This is a genomic window from Acidimicrobiia bacterium (assembly GCA_016650365.1).
Lineage (GTDB): Bacteria > Actinomycetota > Acidimicrobiia > Spongiisociales > JAENVV01 > JAENVV01.
Genome location: JAENVV010000005.1, coordinates 1 through 14473 on the forward strand (window position 1 = coordinate 1; position 14473 = coordinate 14473).

Genomic DNA, 14473 nt, shown 5'->3' on the forward strand with positions numbered 1-14473 from the left:
GGGTCAGACGGCGCCGGTCACTACGTCAAAATGGTCCACAACGGCATCGAGTATGGCGATATGCAGGTCATTGCCGAGGCTTACCACCTTCTGAGCGTCGGTCTGGGGATGGATCACGATGCCATGGCTGCCGTATTTGCCCGGTGGTCCACCGGCAGACTTGACTCGTTCCTCATCGACATCACCGCAGAGATCCTCGCCACCCGCGATGCAGACGGTCACCCGCTGGTCGAGCGGATCGTCGACGCAGCCGGCCAAAAAGGAACCGGCAAGTGGACGGCGATATCGGCCTTGGACCTTGGGATGCCGGTCACGCTCGTGGCTGAAGCTGTTTTCGCCCGAATCGTGTCTGCTCTCAAAGATGAACGAGTGGCTGCCTCGCAAGTCTTGACCGGTCCGACCCCCGACCCAAGCGAAGCCCCGGACGACTTCGCCGATGCCATCGGCGCCGCCTTGTACGCATCCAAGATCGTCTCGTACGCGCAAGGGTTCATGCTGCTCAAGTCAGCGGCCGAAGAACACCACTGGGACCTCGACTACGGCCGCATCGCCGGCTTATGGAGAGAAGGCTGCATCATCAGAGCAGCATTCCTTGACGACATCACCGAGGCATTCAGGGTAACTCCGGACCTCGCCTCGCTATTGGTCGCCCCGTTCTTTCAAGCCGCAATCGACGTCACTCAGGCCCAGTGGCGCGAAGTGGTCGCCATGGCGGTCCGCTGGGGAATCCCGGTTCCGGCCTATTCGACGGCGCTCGCTTTTTATGACTCGTACCGGTCCGCACGACTGCCGGCGAACCTCATTCAAGCCCAACGCGATTATTTCGGGGCCCATACCTACGAGCGAACCGATCAGCCGCGCGGAACATGGTTCCACACCAACTGGACCGGCGAAGGCGGAGATGTCACTGCTGGATCCTACGACGCCTGACCGGGCAGTTTTGCAACGATCAATCCGGGTCTTAGCATTGCCCGGCACTCAGCCCCTCAGGAGCTCCATCTGTGTCTGACAATCCATATCGCCTGCCCCGTCACGTGACGCCGACGCGATACGACCTGACCCTCACTCCTGACCTCGATAACCACACGTTCACAGGAACAGTCACCATTTCGGTCAAGGTTCATGAAGCAACCTCGACGGTGACTCTCAACGCCGCGGAGTTGAACGTCAAGTCGGCCACGTTCGACAATGGGTCGGGCACCTCCGTGGCCGCCCACGTTGTCATGGACGACGAGAGCGAGCGGTTGACACTGACCACCTCAGCCACACTGCCACCCGGCAGGTGGGCGCTGGATCTTGAGTTCAGCGGCACTCTCAACGACCAACTGCGTGGCTTCTACCGGTCCAGTTTCACCGATGTTCACGGGAATGATCAGACCATTGCCACCACCCAGTTCGAGGCGACCGATGCCCGGCGGGCCTTTCCCTGTTGGGACGAACCCGACCTTAAGGCGGTCTTCGCCATCACCCTCAACGTCCCGTCTCACCTTTTTGCGGTTTCCAATAGTCTGGAAACGAGCCGGACGGACAACGGCGACGGGACCACCCGAGTGTCCTTTGCCGATACGATGATCATGTCCACCTACCTGGTAGCCGTGGTAGTCGGCCCGCTTGAGGCGACCGACCCCATCGATGTCGATGGCGTGCCATTCCGGGTGATCGCCCCAATCGGCAAGGGTCATCTCACGGACTTCGCCCTGGAGGCTGGCGCATTCTGTCTCCGCTGGCTGAGCGATTATTACGGTATTCCATACCCCGGGGACAAGGTCGACTTCATCGCCGTCCCGGATTTCGCGTTCGGAGCCATGGAAAATCTCGGCGCCATCATTTACCGCGAAACGGCTCTACTCCTCGATCGCGATACAACGTCGCTGGCTGAGCAGCGTCGGGTGGTCGATGTGATTGCCCACGAACTTGCCCACATGTGGTTCGGAGACCTGGTCACCATGCGTTGGTGGGAGGGCATCTGGCTCAACGAAGCGTTCGCCTCACTCATGGAGATGAAGGCAACCGAAGCAATGCACCCCGACTGGGAGCGGTGGCTGGCTTTCGCGGCCGATCCCGGTGCCGAACGGTCAGACGCGCTGACCATTGACGCCCTCGCCGAAAGTCGGGCCGTCGAGTATCCAGTTGGGTCACCCGATGAAGCCAACGAAATGTTCGATGCTCTCACCTACGGAAAGGGCTCTGCCGTACTCAGAATGATCGAGCAGTTTCTCGGCGGCGACCACTTCCGACTGGGCGTCGCAGACTATTTGCGTACCCACTCGTTCGGAAACACCGTCACCAACGATTTGTGGGCAGCACTCGACCGGGCATCAGGCATGCCGGTGGGCGACATCATGAACACCTGGATCCTGCAACCTGGCCACCCCCTCATCGAAATCAAGATCAGCGGCAACACCGTCAAGCTCAATCAACGCCGCATGCTGCTCCGGGCTGACGAGACGGACATGTCGATCTGGGAAGTACCCATGCAGATCAAGGCATCGGTCAAAGGAGAAATTGTCACGCAGAAGTACCTCTTTGACTCCGACACGGCCAGCGTCGAATTCTCTGCTCCCGTCGACTGGGTGCTTGCCAATGGCGGCGGTCATGGGTTTTATCGGGTCAATTATCCCGATGCCGAACTGAGATCGCTCCTGGGCGAGATTGAGACCATGGAACCTCTCGAACGTCTGACCTTGCTCGACGACGTACGGGCGACAGTGGTGGCAGGCCTGAGTCATGCCTCGGCCTATCTCGATCTGTGTGATGGATTCAAAAATGAGTCTCAACAGGCCATTTGGCAGTTGCTCCTTGGTGGCCTCAAAGAAATCATGCACATCATTCCGGATGCCCAACTCCCCAACTTTGAGCGGCGGGTGCGGTCAATCATCGGTAAGCGGGCTCACGAAATCGGATGGGAACCGATCCCTGGCGAGAGCGACCTCGATAACCTGCTGCGAGGCGACCTGATCCGGGCCATGGGAACCCTCGGCAACGACCCGGAAACCATCGCCAACGCCCACCCGTTTGCAATGGCCCTGCTGGATGATCCCGGTTCCGTCGATCCGGTCGTAGGCCAGGCGTCACTTTTTGTGGTGGCCGCCCATGGCAGTGATGAAGACTTTGCTCGCCTGCGGGCTGCCTATGACGATGCACCGACCCCTCAGCTGCGCCAGCGATACCTTCAGGCCATGGGGGCATTCGACGACGAACGATTCGTGGCACAGGTCTTCGAGTGGACGTTCGATGGAACCGTCCGCGGCCAGGACGCCGCCTGGGTGGTCGCCCGCATGCTGAGCAACAGAGCGTCGGGGCCGGCCATTTGGAAACTCGTGCGAACCCGCTGGGATGACATCATCGATTCCTACCCTCAGGTAACCGTGCGCCACCTATTCGATGGCATCCCATCATTGTCTCAACCGGAAGTCGCGGCCGATGTTGCGGCGTTCTTCGCCGAAACCGAAGTTCGCTCGACAAAAACGCTGGCGCAGATGCTGGAGATCCTTGAGGTCCACGTGGCGCTTCGCTCACGCGAAGCGGGCCGAATCGGAGCAGCGCTCTCGGTCTGACATAGGCCGACAACCCTGATAGGTTCCTAGGCGTTCGCCCTAAAAGGATTCACATGAGCCACCCCATCCGCATCGCCGTTCAGCTGCAACCTCAACATGCCGAATACGCCGCACTCCGGGACGCCGTGATCATGGCAGACGAGATGGGAGTGGACGTCGCCTACAACTGGGACCATTTCTACCCGCTGTTCGGGGAACCCGACGGTATGCACTTCGAGTGCTGGACGATGCTCGGCTCATGGGCAGAAGTCACGAGCAAGATCGAGATCGGCGCCCTGGTCACCTGCAACTCATATCGCAATCCCAATCTCCTTGCCGACATGGCGAGAACCGTCGATCACGCCTCCAATGGTCGATTGATCTTCGGCATCGGATCAGGTTGGTTTGAACGCGACTACGACGAGTTCGGATACGAGTTCGGTACGGCACCCGAGCGGCTCCGCAATCTTGATCGTGATCTGCCGATCATCCGCGAACGGTGGACAAAGCTCAACCCTCCTCCGACCCGTCACATTCCGATCCTCATCGGTGGAGGCGGCGAAAAGGTCACCCTTCGAATTGTCGCTGAACACGCCGACGTATGGCATGGCTTCGGGGATCTTGAAACCATCACCCACAAGATCTCGGTGCTGGAGGAATGGTGCAAGAAGATCGGCCGGAACCCTGATGAGATTCGCAAGTCAACCGGATGGGGAATGGTCAAGCCCGAAAACATCGATCAGGCTGATGCCCTCGTTGAGGCGGGCGTCACGGAATTCACCCTCGGGTTCGACGGCACAAGACTCGATATGCCAGGTCTTGCCGAGTGGCTCGCCTGGCGCGACTCCAAGCGCTAGCCGGCCTGCTCCGCAGGCTCCCACTCAGTGCTCTCCGCGGTTCTCTCGTCGTCGTCGGCCTGGTGTGTTGACCCTGGCAGCCGACCGATTCGCAGCCTCGGCAGCCCGCCCTGCAAGGCCATGGGGCGTAACTTCCGATCGGAGCCCTGGCGGAACCGGTGTCCCCGGCGCCCTAGGTGAGCGAGGCGCGGATCACCAGCACCGACCGGTCCGTGTGATAGGCCACTCGCTGGGTCACCGAACCGAGCAGGAACCGCTCGATGGCTCCTTTGCCCTTGTTTCCCATGATGATCAGATCGGCGTCGAGCCGGTCTGCGGCATTGACGATCGTATCGCCCACGTCACCGCTCTCCACCAATGTTGTGCGAACGTTCGGCGCGACGCGACCGATCTGAGCCGCGGCATCGGCGAGCGCGGCCTTGTCCGTCTCCGTTGTCTGGCGCCAGATTGCGTCCAGTTCTTGCCGGATGTCCTGACGGAACATGGTCACTACGGGCAGCACGGTGAGAATCTCGACTTCGGCGGAGTCGCCGAGAGGCAGCGAGACGCAGAACTCAACGGCCTTTCGAGCCGGGATGGAATCGTCGTATGCCACCACCAACCGCCATCGGCGCCCCTGCGGGGGTGCCTCGTGCTCTTCCTCTCGCACATCTTCAGACTTTTTGACGATCAGCACGGAACAATCCGCCGATTGGAGCACCTGGCTGGAGACGCTCCCGATCAAGAACCGCTTGACGCCGGTGAGACCATGGGACCCGACGACGATAATGTCGGCCCCTGTCTCCTCCGCTGCCATCACGATCTCCTCTGCGGGGTGGCCGGTGCGCACCTGAGTGGAAACCGGTCGGCCTGTATCGCGAAGGACCAGAGCCTGGACGGCGATCATGTCCTCGGCTTCAGTGAGCGCGATGTTATGAGTCGCATCGAGCGCTTCTTGGTGGCGGCCGTCGAGCACTCCGGCGCGATGTTCGGTCTGCGCGACGACGCTCAACAGAGTGAGGTTGGTTTCGGCAGGGAGCGGGAATCTAGCAACGAAGTCGACTGCGGCCGCGGCGCTCTCTGATCCGTCGGTTGCGATGAGGACGTTCATCTTCTGCTCCCGCCCCTCGACTCGATCTGAAGGGTGTCCTGCACCTTCAATCTACCAGTCCAACGTTCAAGACATACTGGAGGAGCACATACACCCCGTATACCCCGAGCAACCACGCGCCCTGCCATCGCCGGAAGTGATCGCGGTTCATGCTGATGAACACCCGGAACGAGATCAGTATGATCATCATGGCCGGGAAGTGGAATGAATAGAAGTTATCCGGAATCGCCAGCGGCGCAGCGGTTGCCGCGGCACCGATGACGAACAGCACGTTGAGAACATCAGCACCAACGATGTTGCCCACCGTGATCTCCGGGTGGCCCTTGCGAATGGCGGCGATCGCCGTCATCAGCTCGGGAAGCGATGTGCCAAATGCTACGAGCGTGGCTGCGATCACATCCTCAGGAACCCCGACCCGCTGTGCGATCTCGGAGGCGGCAGGCACCAATACTCTGGCGCCGCCGATGACAAAGGTAAGGCCGCCGATCATCAGGAGCCAGGATCGACCGATGCTCATCGGCTCCTCGACCACGACCCCGTCATTCGACGCCTCGTCGCCACTCTTCCTGGCCCAGCGGTAGGTGACATAGAGGTATCCGGCTAGCAGCACCAGAAGAGACACCCCTATCCATCGGCCGAGCGTCGGCTCGCCGTCGGACGCGAACCATGCCGCCACCGATACGACTACCAGCAAGGCGGCCGAACCGACCTGCACCCAACCGGTCCGATTGAGGATGAATCGGTTGACCGGCACGGCGACGAGGATGCACGTCAGACCGAAGATCAAGCCGGTGTCGGCGATGATCGAACCAACGCCGTTTCCGAGCGCCAACCCCGGATTGCCCAGGAAGGCGGCCATGACAGAGACAAAGGCCTCGGGTATGGTCGTCCCGAGCGCCACCACCGTGGCCCCGATCACCATCTTGGGCAGACCAGTCCGCTGTGCAAGGTCGACTACACCGTCGATCATCCAATCCGCACCCTTGGCAAGCAGCGCAATCGATACGACGACGATGGCGAGCAGCACCGGGACGGACAATCCAGCCACCAAGTCCTGAAGCACTGACTCGTCTATCAACCAACCCACCAGGTCACTCCTATTCACAGACGGCAGTACCAGCGGCTCGAAATGGTAAACCCACGGAGCCCCCTCCAAGCCTCCGCCGACAAATCACCGGCCAGTCAACCAGCTCCAATCGCGGACGCGTCCGAGTCCGCGTCATCCTGAACGGTTCAACGACAAGCTGCAAGCGTGGGAAAATTCTACAATTTTGATTGACCCCACGGTGCCTTAGATGTCCAGACTCCATTCGAACGACTAAAACAGAAGACACAGAACCCGGTCTAAGCGACCGACCTTAGTTGCGTATCTAGGTCTGCTCCCGAAGCTGTTCCTGGGCACGCCGGGACGCTTCAAGGATGAGGCCATATATTTCCTCGACGATGTCCTCGGCATATCCGAGTTCGGCAGCCTGGGTTCTGACCCGCTCGATTAGTTCGGCTTCACGATCAGGCGAACGTACCGGCGCACCCCTTTCCGCTTTGGCCTGACCAATCTTCAAAGCCAACCGTTGGCGACGAGCGAGTAGATCAACCAGTTCGTAGTCGATGGCGTCGATTCCGGTCCGGAGACGGGTAACCCCCAATTCGTGCATGAGTTCGGCGAATTCGACAAACCCGATCTGGTTCTCCGGATTGGCCAACGCCGAATCTGGATCGGGATGGACTTCAACGATCACACCATCCGCTCCGACGCCGTGAGCGGCCAGCGTCAACTTGCCGACCAGAGTCCGCGAAGCCACGGCATGAGACGGCAGAGCAAGGACGGGGAGGTGAGAGCGCTCCTTCACAATCGCTACCGAGGTGAGATCGAGAGTGGGTGACTCCCCGAACGTGCGGATCCCCCGCTCCACGAGAACGACCTGATCATTGCCTTCGGCCAGTACGTATTCGGCCGCCCACAGCCATTCGTCAATGGTCGCCGAACTGGCTCGCTTGAGCAGTACCGGCACCTTCGACTGGCCAACAATCCGGAGCAGTTCGAAGTTCTGCATATTGGACGAGCCGATCTCGATCATGTCGACCAGGTGCGACCAATCTTCGACATGCTGCGGTTCGTTCACCTGCGTGATGACCGGTAACCCGGATCGGCGGCCGGCCTCAACCAGCCAGGCGACCCCTTCCGACCCGCGACCTCCAAACGCATAGGCTGACGCTCCCGTTGGGACCACGGCGGCGCGCAGCGCACTTGCCCCCGCCTGAGATACGGCTTCGGCCACGGCATTGATCTGAGCCTGCGATTCCACCGCACATGGTCCGGCGATTACCGGAAAGTGATCTGAACCGAACATGACGGGACCCACCGCGACCACGGTGTTTTCCTCAGATATGCGGTCGATTTTGCGTCCCATACAGGGTCCTTACACAAATGAACCCGGAGCGTCGTGGACTCCGGGCCGATGATTCATCTCGTTTCGATCAACTACCGGATCCCCATAAAGATCGCACAGACCGGAATGAAACAGGGAATTTGTTCATGGTGAGACGCTACACCACCGGTGCGTCGTCATGCAATGGGTGGCCGGCCGCCGCCGCCAGGACAACATCGTTCTCTGGAGAAACAAACGGCTGTCGCCGTGCCTGAAACCGAATGAGCCAGACCCCCAGGACGACCATGACCAGGGCGGACCACTGTGACCAGGTGAACGGGCCGAGTACGGCATCGGCCGCCCGGGATGCGTCAAGGCCCTGTTCAACGGGAACCTGGCGGGTGAAATCGATGAGGAATCTCTGGGCTCCGTACCAAATCACCCACAGCGAAAACATTTGACCGTAATGGCGACGCTTCCAAACCCGGTTGACCCAGGCCAGGACTCCGAGAAGAAGAATCGCCCCCAACATGTCGTACAGCCAGGTTGGGTGATATACGCCGCAGGTGATCTCAGGGACGACTTTGCCGAGGGTGCCACATTCGAGGGCGGTATGTTGCGGGGCAAGGTCGTAGCCGGATTTGACCGCATAACCGAGGAAGAAATCGGTGGCGGCACCCAGGTGCTCAGCGATGGCTAAGTCGCCAATCCGGCCGACGATCGTACCGACAGCCAATCCAAAAGAGGCCGTGTCGACCAGGGCCCACCACGGCTGATTGAGGCGCCGTGCCCGGACGGCGGCTGCCAGGATCCCGCCAAGCATTCCACCAAGAATTGAAAAGTTGCCGAGCGGTGAGATGATCTGGAAGAAGGAGGCCCCTTCGGAAATCTGGGCCCCGACGGTGAAATATCGGGCGCCAAGGATCGCCCCGACGAGCGCCCAGTTGAACATCGAAAGATACGCTTCCCGGTCGTAACCGCGCCGCGCTGCCAGCTCGACGGCCAACCATGAACCGGCCAGAAACCCGAGGGCCGCGAACACCCCGTGCAGGGATAAGGTGAGCGGACCCACATCAAACAGTGGGATCGGCCGGTAGGTGAATTCAGCAAGCATCCTGTCAGGATACCGGCCCCGCCTCGGTTACTTTCCGAAACCAGTTTTCCGGATTGGTGTTCGTCAGGTCCTTCGATAGGCTTCACGCCTCCAATAAGTGGACCTGCCTTGCTTGCCAAACTTTCGCCTCACCAACAAACCCTCAGCATCTTCTGGCTTTCCGGAGGATGGACGCTCATTGTCTGGGGCGGCAGGATTGGCCTGCTGACCGGCGCCGAACGGGTGGACCCTGGGAGCTGGTTCAGGATCGGCGGGTCGATCGCCTTCGGGATCACGCTCGTCTTTCTAGGCCTCCTCATGTGGCGGACCGAGTCGCCGAGCGGCTGGAGCGAGCCCGCCAGCTTCGCCAACTTGATATTCAACCTGGCTGTCTGGCTCCCGTCGGCCGCCCGGGTCGTGACCGGCGACGCAACGGCTGCCTTCAAGGCCGTCCACGTGGCGCTGGCGGTGACCTCGGTGGCACTGGCCACCTGGGCGGTGTGGGCGGCCGGCCGGCCCCGTTCTACCGAACGACTACGTCAACCCAGATCGCGTCGAACACAAGAGCCAAGTAGATAATTGACGTCCTGAACAGGGCCATGGCCGTCGTCGGATCCTTGTAGAGGCGGACCGCATCTCGCATCATCCAGGCGCCGAAGACGAGCGCACTCAGCAGATAGATCCACGACAGGCTCGTAACGAAAACCAGGCTGAGAGATACGAGCACCAACATGGCGGTGTACCAAAGAATCTGGAGTGACGTGTGGCGTTCGCTGGCTACCACCGGAAGCATGGGTACTCCCGCCCGGGCATAGTCATCTTTGTATCGGATGGCCAGGGCCCAAAAATGCGGTGGGGTCCAGTAGAAGACGATGGCGAACATGACCCACGCGGCGAGGTCGAGGCGGCCGGTCACGGCGGCCCAGCCCACGAGAACCGGGGCGGCACCGGCCGCTCCCCCGATGACGATGTTCTGGCGCGAATTCCGCTTCAGGTACTTCGTGTAGACGAAGACATAGAACAACAGAGCGGCAGTTGAGATCGACGCAGCCAGGAGATTGGTAAACGCCCACAGCCAGAGGAACCCGGCCGCCCCGAGTAGCACGCCAAAACGGAGAGCGTGCTCGGCGGGAACCTGGGCCTTGGGCAGCGGTCGGCCTTTGGTCCGGTCCATAACCAGGTCGATATCACTATCGACATAGTTATTGAGAACGTTGGCGCCTCCGGCGGACAACGTCCCACCGACGAGCGTGGTCACAACCAGGACCCAGCCGGGCCAGCCGTTGTTGGCCAGGACCATCGGCGGAATTGTCGTAATGAGGAGCAGTTCGATGATGCGTGGCTTGGTGAGAGCAACGTAGGCTCCCAGGGTGCCGGCCCAACCGGGTTTGGAGACTTGTTCGGCTAACGCAGTGATGGTGAGGTCCTCAGTGGTTGGTCGTAGGATACCCCGAGGAACAACGGTCCGGGCCACCCGGTTCCGAGCCGGGAGGACACGAATGCCAGCCCAATCTGACAACCCGGTCGTGTACCTACGCCCCGGATGCCCTTTCTGTTCGAATTTGATCTCCAGCCTCGATCGGGCCGGAGTGACCTATGACGAGGTGAACATTTGGGATGACCCTGAAGCCGCCGCGTTTGTACGATCAGTCGCCAACGGCAACGAGACGGTTCCAACCGTCGTCATCGGCGGTGTGGCTCATGTCAATCCCCCACCACAATTGATTATCGACTCGGTGCGGTGATCGAAATAATCCACTTTCAGGGAATTGTCCGATCTCAGTTCAACTCGTAACATACGCCGCGTTCCGAGCGACTAGCCTCGGTCCGCAAACGTTCGTACATGGAGAGGTCCTGGCACTGTGACACGCCGCAGTTGGATAGGTATCGCGCTGGCGTCATCCTCGTTTACCGCCTGCGCCAGTGGCGGGCCGATGGATTCGCTTGACCCCCAGGGGCCGATCGCCACGGATATCGACGGCCTGTTCCGACTTACTTTGAACATCGCCACCGTCATTTTCGTGCTGGTCACCGGTGCACTCCTCTACGCCACCATCCGGTTCCGTGACCGGGGCGACAGAACCCCTGAACCCAAGCAGGTCGAGGGTAATGCCCGCTTTGAAGTCATCTGGACGGTCATTCCGGTCCTCATCCTCGCCTCGATTGCCGTTCCCACCGTCGACCGGATCTTCAAATACACCTCGTGTGCCGATGATGCACTCCACATCGAGGTCACGGGACACCAGTGGTGGTTCGAATACAACTATCCCGACGATGGCTTCTCGACGGCCAATGTGCTCGTCATGCCCACTGACACCGAGATCTGCCTCGACATGTCGTCGGACGATGTCATCCACAATTATTGGGTGCCCAAGCTGAACGGCAAGCGTTACCTCGTGCCGGGTCAGGCCACCGTGCTACTGCTCAGAGCCGACGAACCAGGTGAATACTGGGGTCAATGTGCGGAGTTTTGCGGCTTATCGCACGCCAAGATGCGCGCCAGGGTGATCGCGATGAACCCTGACGACTACGCAGATTGGCTCACCTCCCAGCAACGGCCGGCCTCGATGCCGGCCGACGGAACGATCGAACAGGAGGGTATGAATCTATTCCTGGGCGGCCAGTGCGTCAGTTGCCACAACATTTCCGGAGTAACGGCCAGTAATCCCGCCCTGGCGACCGGAAGTATCTACGGCCCGGATCTCACGCATTTTTCGAGTCGCGATGTCTTCGCTGGTGCAACCCTCAACCATGACGATCCGGGGGCGATCGAAAGCTGGATCGACAATCCGCCCCTCATCAAGCCCGGTTCTTTCATGCCGAATATCGATCTCACCCAACAGGAGATCGAGGCGTTAGCTGCCTACCTGAGGAGCCTTGACTGATGGCAACGACCGCTTCGCGTTCAGGCGCCCGCACCATCTTCCGCCGCCCGGACTCCAACACCGGTTTCTGGGGTTGGATCACGACCGCCGATCACAAGAAGATCGGGATCATGTACGGCTACACCGCCTTCACTTTCTTCATCCTCGGCGGCCTGGAAGCGCTGCTCCTACGGATCCAGCTCTCGCAGCCCGACAACGTGTTCCTGTCGGCTTCGGAGTACAACGCCATGTTCACGATGCATGGCACCACGATGATCTTTCTGTTCGTCATGCCAGTGTCGGCAGCCTTTTTCAACTATCTGCTGCCGCTCATGATCGGCGCCCGGGATGTCGCCTTCCCCCGGATGAACGCGGTCTCATACTGGATCTTCGTATTCGGCGGGATCTTCCTCTACAGCTCGTTTGTCTTCGGTACGACCGGCCCCCCGGAAGGCGGCAACCTCGCAGAAGTGGCGTCCCGATTGGGTTCGGGCCCGAACGGCGGATGGTTCGGATACGCTCCGAACTCCGGCCTTCGTTTCTCCACCGGGACCGTCATGGATTACTGGTCGATCGGGCTTCAGATTCTCGGCCTGGCATCACTCATTTCGTCGATCAACTTCATCGTGACCGTGTTCAACATGCGGGCCAAGGGTATGAAACTGCTCCGCATGCCAGTCTTCGTCTGGATGACGACGGTCGTCGCCTTCCTCCTCCTGTTCTCGCTACCGATCATCGCGGTGGCGCTCTTCATGATCACCTTCGACCGCAACGTAGGAACCCTGTTCTTTGATCCGTCGATGGGCGGCGATCCGATTCTCTGGCAGCACTTCTTCTGGTTGTTCGGTCACCCCGAGGTCTATATCTTGGTCCTTCCGGCTATGGGCATCGTGTCCGAAGTGCTCCCGACGTTCTCGCGCAAACCGCTCTTCGGCTATCCGGCGGTCGTGTTTGCCGGTGCGGCTATCGGATTTATGGGATTCGGCGTGTGGGCCCATCACATGTTTGCCTCCGGCGTCACGCCGATTACCCAGGCGGCGTTCGGCTTGTCAACGATGGCGATTGCCATCCCGACCGGCATCAAGATCTTCAACTGGATCGGAACGATCTGGGGCGGCAAGATCAAGCTGAATACCCCCATGCTGTTCTCGCTCGGCTTCGTCGGCATGTTCGTCATCGGCGGGCTCTCCGGCGTAACCCACTCGATCGTGCCGGCCGACTGGCAGCAGACCGACACCTACTACATCGTCGCCCACTTCCACTACGTCCTGTTCGGGGGCGCCATCTTCGGCCTGTTCTCGGGGCTGTATTACTGGTTCCCGAAGCTGACCGGTCGAATGTACTCAGAGACACTCGGCAAGCTCCACTTCTGGGTCTTCTTTGTCGGGTTCAACCTGACATTCGGGCCGATGCACTGGCTCGGGCTCAACGGCATGGTCCGCCGCACCTGGGTCTACGCGGAGGAAACCGGCCTGGGACCGTGGAATATGGTGGTCACGATCGGAGCGTTCATCATCGCCCTCGGGGTGCTCATCTTCATGATCAACTGGACCTGGTCAAAGCGCAACGGACCGATCGCACCATTCGATCCTTGGGATGCCAGAACGCTTGAGTGGACCCTGCCGTCTCCGACCCCCGAGTACAACTTTGCGGTCAACCCGGTCATAACGTCACTCGATGACTTCTGGCACAAGAAGTATTCCGAAGATGCGGACGGTCGACCGGTTCGACGCCCGGAGGCCACTGCCTTGCTCGCCGAATACGAGGAAGTCGGACTCAATCCACCAGAACCCATTCACCTCCCCAACCCTTCGTACTACCCGTTCTTGGTGGGAGTTGGCATGCCAATGGTCGGCTACGGACTCATATACGACAACACCGCCTGGGGTATTCCGTTGCTAATCCTCGGAGCGGTCACCATTGTCGGGTCGTTCATCGGATGGGGTGTCGAGCCGCTTGAGGAACCTCATGCCGACCACCACTCCGACGAACCCGACCACGAACATCCCGGTACCGATGGGGAGGACAGCTGATGTCTGACGTCGCGCACGCTGACGGCCACCACGATGTCCACGAGGGCACCGGCATCGACAACCGCAAACTCGGTATGTGGGTCTTCCTGTCGTCGGAGTTCATGTTCTTTGGAGCGCTCATCTCCAACTACATGTTGTTCAAGGGACGCGATTACAGCGCCTTCATGCCCACCGGCCAGAGTGTCCTCCTGCCAAGGGGCTTGTACGACATCCCGTTTACGTCGGTTTCATCATTTGTTCTTCTCATGTCATCACTGACGATGGTTCTCGCTCACGACGCCCTGGTGTCGGGAGACCAGAACCGGACCAGGGTCTGGTTGGCCGCCACCGGCATGCTCGGATCCGTGTTCATCGGCGGCCAAGTTTTCGAGTTCACCGAGTTCGTTCAACAGGGGATGACAATCTCATCGAACCCGGCGGCATCGGCCTTCTTCATGTTGACCGGGTTCCACGGGGCCCACGTGTTCTTCGGAATTCTCATGTTGCTGTCGCTGTACGGTATTTCCAAGCGACAGGGCGGCCTTACCGAGGTGCAAGGCCTGAACGTCGAACTAGTTGGCTTGTACTGGCACTTCGTTGACATCATCTGGATCGTCATTTTCACCATCGTCTACCTGATCCCCTGAGGAAG

General features: G+C 60.1%; 13 protein-coding genes. 8 read left to right on the plus strand and 5 right to left on the minus strand.

Features of this window, described 5'->3' with window-relative positions; translation table 11 throughout:
- The 3 genes from gnd to JJE47_00305 form a co-directional block, all read left to right on the plus strand.
- The coding region (gene gnd, locus JJE47_00295) for a decarboxylating NADP(+)-dependent phosphogluconate dehydrogenase (protein MBK5265848.1) at nt 1-930 on the plus strand (930 nt) is incomplete at its 5' end.
- 71 nt (nt 931-1001) lie between these two features.
- Nucleotides 1002-3557, plus strand: coding sequence for a M1 family metallopeptidase (locus JJE47_00300; GenBank protein ID MBK5265849.1), 2556 nt, complete (start codon nt 1002-1004; stop codon nt 3555-3557).
- A gap of 53 nt (nt 3558-3610) precedes the next feature.
- Nucleotides 3611-4393 (plus strand): LLM class F420-dependent oxidoreductase, encoded by a 783-nt coding sequence (locus JJE47_00305; GenBank protein MBK5265850.1) that lies wholly within the window; start codon nt 3611-3613, stop codon nt 4391-4393.
- A gap of 172 nt (nt 4394-4565) precedes the next feature.
- Here JJE47_00305 and JJE47_00310 read toward each other — a convergent pair whose 3' ends face one another.
- The 4 genes from JJE47_00310 to JJE47_00325 form a co-directional block, all read right to left on the minus strand.
- Nucleotides 4566-5483 carry a universal stress protein gene (locus JJE47_00310; protein ID MBK5265851.1) on the minus strand — a complete coding sequence of 306 codons (918 nt, stop codon included), beginning with the start codon at nt 5481-5483 and terminating at the stop codon, nt 4566-4568.
- A gap of 46 nt (nt 5484-5529) precedes the next feature.
- Nucleotides 5530-6570 carry a calcium/sodium antiporter gene (locus JJE47_00315; GenBank protein ID MBK5265852.1) on the minus strand — a complete coding sequence of 347 codons (1041 nt, stop codon included), beginning with the start codon at nt 6568-6570 and terminating at the stop codon, nt 5530-5532.
- Nucleotides 6571-6853: 283 nt separating this feature from the next.
- Nucleotides 6854-7894 carry a 3-deoxy-7-phosphoheptulonate synthase gene (gene aroF, locus JJE47_00320; GenBank protein ID MBK5265853.1) on the minus strand — a complete coding sequence of 347 codons (1041 nt, stop codon included), beginning with the start codon at nt 7892-7894 and terminating at the stop codon, nt 6854-6856.
- 136 nt (nt 7895-8030) lie between these two features.
- Nucleotides 8031-8966, minus strand: a complete 936-nt coding sequence (locus JJE47_00325; GenBank protein ID MBK5265854.1) for a prolipoprotein diacylglyceryl transferase — start codon at nt 8964-8966, stop codon at nt 8031-8033.
- Nucleotides 8967-9074: 108 nt separating this feature from the next.
- Between JJE47_00325 and JJE47_00330 the strand changes: the two genes are divergently transcribed.
- On the plus strand, nt 9075-9524 hold the full coding sequence (locus JJE47_00330; GenBank protein ID MBK5265855.1) for a hypothetical protein: 450 nt from the start codon (nt 9075-9077) through the stop codon (nt 9522-9524).
- Here the strand turns inward: JJE47_00330 and JJE47_00335 are convergent.
- Entirely contained in the window at nt 9469-10362 is an 894-nt protein-coding gene (locus JJE47_00335; protein MBK5265856.1) for a protoheme IX farnesyltransferase, read from the minus strand. The genes JJE47_00330 and JJE47_00335 overlap by 56 nt on opposite strands.
- 82 nt (nt 10363-10444) lie before the next feature.
- On the opposite strand from JJE47_00335, the gene JJE47_00340 reads away from it, so the two are divergent.
- The 4 genes from JJE47_00340 to JJE47_00355 all read left to right on the plus strand — a co-directional run bounded on the left by JJE47_00340 (nt 10445) and on the right by JJE47_00355 (nt 14468).
- Entirely contained in the window at nt 10445-10690 is a 246-nt protein-coding gene (locus JJE47_00340; protein MBK5265857.1) for an NrdH-redoxin, read from the plus strand.
- Between the two features lie 189 nt (nt 10691-10879).
- Complete coding sequence (gene coxB, locus JJE47_00345) at nt 10880-11830, plus strand: cytochrome c oxidase subunit II (protein MBK5265858.1); 951 nt, start codon at nt 10880-10882, stop codon at nt 11828-11830.
- Entirely contained in the window at nt 11830-13842 is a 2013-nt protein-coding gene (ctaD, locus tag JJE47_00350) for a cytochrome c oxidase subunit I (protein MBK5265859.1), read from the plus strand. Before coxB ends, ctaD begins: the two co-directional genes overlap by 1 nt.
- Nucleotides 13842-14468, plus strand: a complete 627-nt coding sequence (locus tag JJE47_00355) for a heme-copper oxidase subunit III (GenBank protein ID MBK5265860.1) — start codon at nt 13842-13844, stop codon at nt 14466-14468. Before ctaD ends, JJE47_00355 begins: the two co-directional genes overlap by 1 nt.
- Nucleotides 14469-14473: the final 5 nt, after the last annotated feature.

Excerpts from the sequence above, each read along its gene's own strand:
- JJE47_00305 (MBK5265850.1), top strand. The coding sequence starts at position 3,611 with ATGAGCCACCCCATCCGCATCGCCGTTCAGCTGCAACCTCAACATGCC.
- JJE47_00340 (MBK5265857.1), top strand. The coding sequence starts at position 10,445 with ATGCCAGCCCAATCTGACAACCCGGTCGTGTACCTACGCCCCGGATGC.
- aroF (MBK5265853.1), bottom strand. The coding sequence starts at position 7,894 with ATGGGACGCAAAATCGACCGCATATCTGAGGAAAACACCGTGGTCGCG.
- JJE47_00310 (MBK5265851.1), bottom strand. The coding sequence starts at position 5,483 with ATGAACGTCCTCATCGCAACCGACGGATCAGAGAGCGCCGCGGCCGCA.
- JJE47_00325 (MBK5265854.1), bottom strand. The coding sequence starts at position 8,966 with ATGCTTGCTGAATTCACCTACCGGCCGATCCCACTGTTTGATGTGGGT.
- ctaD (MBK5265859.1), top strand. The coding sequence starts at position 11,830 with ATGGCAACGACCGCTTCGCGTTCAGGCGCCCGCACCATCTTCCGCCGC.
- JJE47_00355 (MBK5265860.1), top strand. The coding sequence starts at position 13,842 with ATGTCTGACGTCGCGCACGCTGACGGCCACCACGATGTCCACGAGGGC.
- coxB (MBK5265858.1), top strand. The coding sequence starts at position 10,880 with ATGGATTCGCTTGACCCCCAGGGGCCGATCGCCACGGATATCGACGGC.